At 39.5% G+C, this 7,707-nt stretch carries 5 protein-coding genes; 1 reads left to right on the top strand and 4 read right to left on the bottom strand.

Features of this window, described 5'->3' with window-relative positions; all coding sequences use genetic code 11:
* Nucleotides 1-114 precede the first annotated feature (114 nt).
* Nucleotides 115-2,058: a BglG family transcription antiterminator gene (locus tag R2B77_RS14935; protein ID WP_203248887.1), complete on the top strand. Its 1,944-nt coding sequence runs from the start codon at nucleotides 115-117 to the stop codon at nucleotides 2,056-2,058.
* Between the two features lie 48 nt (nucleotides 2,059-2,106).
* On the opposite strand, the gene R2B77_RS14940 is transcribed toward R2B77_RS14935, so the two are convergent.
* The 4 genes from R2B77_RS14940 to R2B77_RS14955 are packed head-to-tail and all read right to left on the bottom strand — an operon-like array spanning nucleotide 2,107 to nucleotide 6,817.
* On the bottom strand, nucleotides 2,107-3,147 hold the full coding sequence (locus R2B77_RS14940; protein WP_203248886.1) for an aldose epimerase family protein: 1,041 nt from the start codon (nucleotides 3,145-3,147) through the stop codon (nucleotides 2,107-2,109).
* Nucleotides 3,147-4,637, bottom strand: a complete 1,491-nt coding sequence (gene galT / locus R2B77_RS14945; RefSeq protein ID WP_203248885.1) for a UDP-glucose--hexose-1-phosphate uridylyltransferase — start codon at nucleotides 4,635-4,637, stop codon at nucleotides 3,147-3,149. Before galT ends, R2B77_RS14940 begins: the two co-directional genes overlap by 1 nt.
* Nucleotides 4,634-5,638, bottom strand: a complete 1,005-nt coding sequence (gene galE / locus R2B77_RS14950; protein ID WP_203248884.1) for a UDP-glucose 4-epimerase GalE — start codon at nucleotides 5,636-5,638, stop codon at nucleotides 4,634-4,636. Before galE ends, galT begins: the two co-directional genes overlap by 4 nt.
* Nucleotides 5,639-6,817 (bottom strand): galactokinase, encoded by a 1,179-nt coding sequence (locus R2B77_RS14955; protein WP_203248883.1) that lies wholly within the window; start codon nucleotides 6,815-6,817, stop codon nucleotides 5,639-5,641.
* Nucleotides 6,818-7,707: the final 890 nt, after the last annotated feature.

Here is a 7,707-nt window from a genome sequence, read left to right on the forward strand (position 1 = left end):
GTTTCCCAAGCTTCGTAACACTGCGGTATGGTGAATAATATGAGCTTTGGAAGGGTTTTGACTTACTTGTAGGTCAAAGCCCTTTTAGCTTCATGAGTAAGGAGAGTTGACTTTATGTTGACCTTAAGAATAGAAACGATCCTCCGAGAATTAGTAGCTGTGTCGACACCAATTACTGGTAGCTATTTAGCGACGCTAAACCGGGTTACGTCACGTACAATAAGAGAAGATATAAAGACCCTTGACTTATCACTTGTCAGTAATGGGGCTTATATTGATTCGATAATGGGGCAAGGGTATAAATTAAGAATTACAGATGAGCAGTTATTTCGTAACTATTTAAAAAGGGTTTCAGGTGATGAGTCGACAGTTGAAAAAGGTATTCCTAAATTACCGGAGGAACGAGTCACTTATTTAATAAAACGATTCCTTTTAAGCGAAAGATACATCAAGTTAGATGATTTAGCGGATGAAATGTACGTTAGCAAATCAACCATTCAAAATGACCTAGTCCAGGTTAAAAACAAGTTGTCATTGTATGATATTCGATTAGAGGCACGCCCTAATTACGGATTAAAAGTAAATGCCGACGAGTTAAAACTTCGTTTTTGTATGGCTGAATATATATTTGAACGTAGAGAAGGGAAAGCGAAGCAATTATTCGGATCTCACTTTTCGTTGTTATCGCAAAGTGAACTGGATTCTTTATTAGAAATTATTGTTAGTCAAATCAATTTTCATCGAATTACTGTGTCAGATATAGCGATTAATAATTTAGTTATTCATATGGCTATTGCTTATAAAAGAATAAAAGATGGATATCACATTAACCTATACAAGACAGATCTTGATGAAATAGTTGAGCAAAAGGAATACCAAGTGGCTAGCGAAATCGTTCGGAAAGTTGAGGAACAGTTTCAAGTTGAGTTTCCTCAAGAAGAGACGGCTTATATCGCACTACACTTACTCGGAACGAAAATTTTACTACAAATGAATGCTACTAATAAGATTATTAAAGAAGTGGTAGAGGAAGATATTTCAAAGATAGTCGGGAAAATGTTGGATAAGATTGAGTCCAAACTAAATCTTGGCGTTTGTGAGGACAAGGAATTGATCATAGCGTTAAGCCTACATTTGAAGCCCGCAGTTAACCGCTATAAATACGGTATGAATGTCAGAAATCCGATGCTAGAGGATATTAAAAAGAATTATCCACTTGCTTTCGAAGCAGGAGTTATTGCGGGAGCAATGATCAATGAGCATTTAGGTATAGAGGTTGATGAGAATGAAATAGGCTATCTTGCACTCCATCTAGGGGCTGCTATTGAACGCAGGAAATCGAAGATAGGTCCAAAAAAATGTTTAATTGTTTGTGCTTCCGGATTAGGGACTGCACAATTAATTTATTACAAATTAAAAAATCAGTTTGGAGAAGGGCTAGAGCTCGTAGGCACTACTGAATATTATAAGCTGCGTCAATATAATTTACTGGATATTGATTTTATTGTAAGCTCTATTCCTATTCAAGAACAGCTTCCAGTTCCTGTTATTGTCGTTAACGCTATTTTAGGGGATTCAGATATAAGGAAAATAGAAGAGTTTATCGTGCATACAAATCATAAATTTAACGCTTTTTTCCAAGAAGAGCTTATGTTTTTAACAAAAAGTTTTGAATCACAAGAAGAAACTTTAGAATTTTTGTATACGACGTTACTTGAAAAAGGACTAGTTGATCAGACTTTTCTCGATGCAATATACGAACGAGAGAAAGTTGCACCAACATCGTTCGGAAATTTAGTCGCTATCCCACATCCGATAACGCCCAATTCGGATAAAACATTTCTAGCAGTTTGTACACTAGCCAAACCTATTATGTGGAATGATAAGCCAGTGCAATTTATTTGTTTACTCAGTGTGAAAAAGAATAGTCAAGAAGATTTACAAGGAATGTACGATTTGCTAGGAGAGATTATTCACGATAGTTCAATTGTCGAGAAGTTAATTAAAGTAAAGACATACGAAGCATTTATGAAAGTGCTATCAAAAGAAAAAGCGTAAAATAGGAAGGTTCTATTTTGCGCTTTTGTTATGTTCAAATTGAGTAATCTATTCTTTCACTACACCGAATGAGAACACTGTTTGCTTGTGATAAGGGACATCTGCTTCTAGTCGTACTGTTGGAAAGCCCTCATGATGCAGGGAAGCAGGGGAGGCCTGTGTTTCAAAGCAAATCCCGTCATACCGTTTGGATAAGCCATTTGCTAACTCAAGCCCTTCAGACAAGTTATTAGCTGTGTACATCACTACACCGGGTTGGTTGGTCGTAATCGTCATTACGCGTCCACTGACTTCATCCTGTACCTGAATAGCTTCCTGTTGCTTAGGATTCAAAATAAAATAATGATCATAACCGTGACCTGCTAGGATATTTTGTGTATGTGTGGAGTTAATCCCATCAACAATTGGACGCCCAGTCCGGAAATCAAATGGTGTATGCGTAACATCTAGCTTGTTACCGGTTGGAATTAACTCGTTATCGAGTTCAATAAATTCATCACTAGCGATTGTTACAAGATGGTCGTGTATCGTCCGTTTCATATTTCCCGATAAATTAAAATAAGAGTGATTGGTCAATGTCAGGACGGTTGCTTGATCCGACGTTGCTGAATAATCGACAATAAGCTCATTGTTATTGGTCAAAGTATAGGTAACGGCATTCTCCACTGTCCCTGGATAGCCACCTTCCCCATCCACGCTCGTATGGGTGAAGGACACTCCAACCGTATCCTCAGTTTGAAAGGGGGTAGCTGCCCAAATGACTTGATGTAATCCACCAGCACCACCGTGTAAATGATGGGCTCCCTCATTCGCTTCTAAATGGTATGTTTGCCCTTCGATGGCAAAGGAGGCTTCTTGAATCCTTCCAGCTACTCGACCGATAATCGCGCCAAGAAAATTAGGGTTCTGGGCATAGTGGGCCAAGTTTTTGAAACCAAGTACAACATTTTCGATAATATTGTGGCGATCTGGAACGTTGATAGTCGTAATAATGCCTCCATAGTTTAACAAACTGACGCTCATGTTTTGTTGATTGGTCAGTGTGAATTTTTTCCAATTACTTATGGTGCTTTGTATATCTATATGCATTAAAAATCCGCCTTTTTATTAATACTATTGATAAAACGCTCACAGGCATGACGATTCTTGAAGACTCCGGCATCCCCAAGAACTTTAGCAAATTTAGCTCCAAGCTCTTTTTTTAAAAGAGTGTCAATTTGCTCGACATCCATCAATAGTCCATATTTTTCTTTTAGCTGGTCCGCCCATTGTTGATGGTATGGGGCAACAGTATTTGGTTGGGCCTGTAAATAAGCTTTAATCTCTACTAATTCGGCCTTTAAACGAGCTGGTAGAACAGCAAGACCCATCACTTCTATCAACCCAATATTTTCTTTTTTAATATGATGAACATCGGCATGTGGATGGAAAATACCGAGTGGATGCTCATCTGTTGTTCGATTATTACGTAACACTAAATCGAGTTCAAACTGTTCGTCGCGCATGCGAGCAATCGGTGTGATGGTATTATGTGGTGTATCTTCACTGAAAGCGCTAATCCCCGCCTGCTCATCATTATAATTTTTCCACGTTGAGAGGATATGGTCTGCCGCCTCAATCAATGACTTGGTATTATCCCCTTGCAGTCGAACGGTCGTTAATGGCCACTCCAGAATAGCGGCCGAAATGTCCGTGAAATGGTCTAGCTCAAACGAGAACGCTGTTGCTGCATTCGTCATTGGAAACTCATATCTACCAGCCTGATAGTGATCATGGCTTAAAATGGACCCTCCGACAATCGGTAAATCAGCATTCGAACCAATAAAATAATGTGGAAACTTACTGATAAAATGAAGTAAACGCTCAAAAGTCGCTTTACCAATTTTCATATCACGATGCTCTTCAGCGAATAAAATACTATGCTCGTTATAATAGACATACGGTGAATATTGCAAATACCAGTTTTCATTAACAAGCGGTATTTTTATCACGCGATGATTGGCGCGAGCAGGATATCCCGTCCGCCCCATGTAGCCTTCGTTTTCGAGGCATAGTAGACACTTTGGATAATGAACCGTATGCTTTAATTGACTCTCGCGTTTAATTTGCTCAGGGTCTTTTTCGGGTTTCGACATATTAATCGTAATATCCATTTTACCGTAGATTGTTTCAGTTTTGAACTGGATATTTTTTTGGATGCGATTCATCTGAATGTAATTGCTATTTTTACTTAATGCATAAAAATAATCTGTCGCATGTTGTGGAGCCTGTTGATATTTTTCTTGAAAAATTGCATGAATAACAGATGGTCTGGCCACAAAGCAATTCATAATATTGGCGGATAGGATCTCTTTGTCATCAAAAACATTTTCAATGATATTCTGTTCGACAGCATAAGTAATAATTTGTTCAAGTAAATTAGGAATTGTATCGTTTATTGGTTCTTCAATTTGTGCCGGCATTGCTTTGAGATGGAGTAGGGCCAGAACCTGGTTGGTGACGTATACTTGGTCGGCTTGTTCAATCAGCTCGCTTTGTAGCCCTTGCTGAATAAGCCCGGTAATTTGCTGGTAAATCATTCGCTTGTCACGTCCTTTTGATAGCCATTCGGGTGATGGACATGCCAGTTCCAAGCATCTTGAATGATTTTGTCAATTGAAGTCCGTGTTGGCTGCCAGCCTAATAGAGAAGCGGCCTTCTCAGAACTCGCAATCAAAATACTTGGATCACCGGCACGGCGCTCACCTGATTGCGTTGGGATTTCTTTACCCGTTACTATGCGAGCTGTTTCAATCATTTCTTTAACAGAGAAGCCCTGATTGCTTCCCAAATTGAAAATATCACTACTTCCATTATTATTTAAGTACTGAAGAGCTAAAAGATGTGCTTGAATTAGATCTTCTATATGTACATAATCGCGTATACAGCTACCATCCGGAGTATCATAATCCTCTCCAAAAACCGTAATATGTGTACGTTGTCCGAGAGCTGTTTGGAGAATGATTGGCACAAGATGTGTTTCTGGATGATGATCTTCACCGATTTCGCCAGATTCACGTGCACCTGCCACATTGAAATAACGTAGGGCCACGTAGCGAATGCCGTAAGCTTGCTCGCACCATTGCATCATTTTTTCCATCGTCAGCTTAGTTTCCCCGTAAGTACTTGTCGGGGTAGTAGGCATGTCCTCTGTAATCGGAACTGCTTCAGGCTCGCCATAAGTCGCTGCTGTCGATGAAAAGACAATTTTCTTCACTTGGAATTCCTCCATCACTTGCAATAAAACCTGCGTGCCGTAGACGTTATTATCGAAGTACTCTAGTGGCTTTTCCATGGATTCACCTACAAGTGAATTAGCCGCGAAATGAACGACGGCATCAATGGATTCCCTTTCAAATACGTTGCGCATAAAGGCGATATCACGAATATCGCCTTCGTAAAAGTTGGCATTAGGATGGACAGCCTCTTTATGTCCTGTTTGAAGATTGTCAATGACTACGACATCCAGTTGCTGGTCCAATAGCTGATAAACGGCATGTGACCCAATATAACCTGCTCCACCTAATACTAGTACACTCATTTAAAGCACCCCTTCAGTAAGTTCTCTCGCACCGTCACCGATTGCTGCAGTGTAAAATGTTGCTTCGTTGCCAGTTTTTTGACGGTAGATGGTATGGACAATGTTCTTAAAGTTCTCCACTTGATCTTTTTCAACAAGGGCAATTGCACAACCGCCAAAACCAGCGCCTGTCATACGAGCACCAATCACACCGGGCTGCTGCCATGCGGCGTGAACGATTGTATCCAGTTCAATTCCGGTCACCTCATAATCTAGCTGAAGCGAAAGATGTGATTCATTCATCAATTGTCCAAATACATCTACATGACCTTGCTGTAATTGATGGAGGGCTTCTAGTGTTCGTTGATTTTCATAGACTGCATGTTTTGCACGTCTTTGGTTTGTTTCATCCTGAATCAGATGCTTGTGTTGTTCAAATTGTTCCTTCGTCACATCACCTAGACTTTCAATTGAAAGTTCCTGTTGCAAGTCTCTTAATGCTTGTTCGCATTGCGCACGTCGTTCATTATATTTTGAGCCAGCTAAAGTTCGTCGTTTGTTTGTGTTAATAATCATTATGACATGGTCTTCCAATAGGATAGGTGCATACTGGTAATCTAACGTTTGGCAGTTTAATAGGATGGCATGATCTTTTTTGCCTTTTCCAATCGCAAACTGATCCATAATCCCACTATTGACACCGATATAATTATTTTCCACTTGCTGTCCCAGCTGAATCATCCTGACCCGATCTATGGCTAGGTCAAATAATCCTTCCAACAAGACACCTGTGACCATTTCAATTGAAGCAGAGGAGGACAATCCAGCACCATTTGGAATATCTCCATAAAATAAGATGTCCATGCCTGCCGAAATGGAATATCCGCTTGCATGCATGAACTTAATCATCCCAATAGGGAAGTTCGCCCAGTCACGCGCTTCGTTATAAGCTAAATGACTAAGATCACATTCAATAATGCCAGTATGGGCAAAGTTTTGTGAGAAAAAGCGTAACTTTTGATCGCCTCGTTTGTGTGCAAGTGCATATGTACCAAATGAAATCGAGGCAGGGAAGACATGGCCGCCATTATAATCTGTATGTTCACCAATCAAATTAATGCGACCGGGCGCAAAAAATAGACGTGGCATTTCAGTACTGTCAAAAATTGTTTGAAATTGTTTAAATAAATCCGGCTTCAATAGATAAACCTCCTCGAAAGTTAATAAATTAATTTAATTAAGTAGAGTGTACTACATCGTGAGAGAATGTTCAAACTACTTTGCTGAAATATATTTTATCACGTCTGTTGATTAACAAAAATAACTTAATAAAACAGTAGGTACTCTATGTTCAATTGCTTTTGGTTCGCTTTAGATTGAACGACTTCTATACAATATCCGTGCTATTTTCATGTATAGGGATGCGACTTCGCCGCATCCCTATACATTCTGTTCGGTAATCATATGGTAGTCGTTCATCCGTCGCTCTCCAAAAACACAGATACATAAAGTGCTAATGCTTTTGGGGACGTGCGAATAGTGGGCTTCTTAACTGGAGAGGGCCGCCAAAGATGAAATTTTGGCGGCCGAAGCCTTGCTCATGGTCTTTTCCATTTTTATTTTTAGGTAGTGTCATTTTCTATAAAGCTTGCTAAAAGTAAAGTAGGAACAACTTGTACAATGTGCAAGAGTGTCCGAAATTGCATTTTCGGGCACTTACACTCTTTTAAAAAAGACATTTATTCTTTTCTTTCCAAGCAACTGCATTTATCACTTAAACATGGAAGGTACGCGACAGGCAACTATTCATAACAAGATGACCGAAAAAGATGCGGCTAGAAATGACGAAGTCGTTTCTAGCCATGCTTGCTTATCGGTAATGATGTCTTGAATAGTTGGCCGAAAGCGAACCGGAAATGATCCAGTTAACAAGCTAGTTTCAAGTCTTTGCTCACCTATGATTTATACAAGTAAATAGCTAATCAACAGACGTGAACTATTAAAAAATTTGAAAACTTGGACGAAAGGATTGAAAAATGCAAAGATTGTTGCGGATAACGCGATAAAGACTTGTAAAGTAAAACGTTTAC

The organism is Sporosarcina beigongshangi (genome assembly GCF_033485195.1).
GTDB lineage: Bacteria > Bacillota > Bacilli > Bacillales_A > Planococcaceae > Sporosarcina > Sporosarcina beigongshangi.

Excerpts from the sequence above, each read along its gene's own strand:
- R2B77_RS14940 (WP_203248886.1), bottom strand. The coding sequence starts at position 3,147 with ATGCATATAGATATACAAAGCACCATAAGTAATTGGAAAAAATTCACA.
- R2B77_RS14935 (WP_203248887.1), top strand. The coding sequence starts at position 115 with ATGTTGACCTTAAGAATAGAAACGATCCTCCGAGAATTAGTAGCTGTG.
- galT (WP_203248885.1), bottom strand. The coding sequence starts at position 4,637 with ATGATTTACCAGCAAATTACCGGGCTTATTCAGCAAGGGCTACAAAGC.
- galE (WP_203248884.1), bottom strand. The coding sequence starts at position 5,638 with ATGAGTGTACTAGTATTAGGTGGAGCAGGTTATATTGGGTCACATGCC.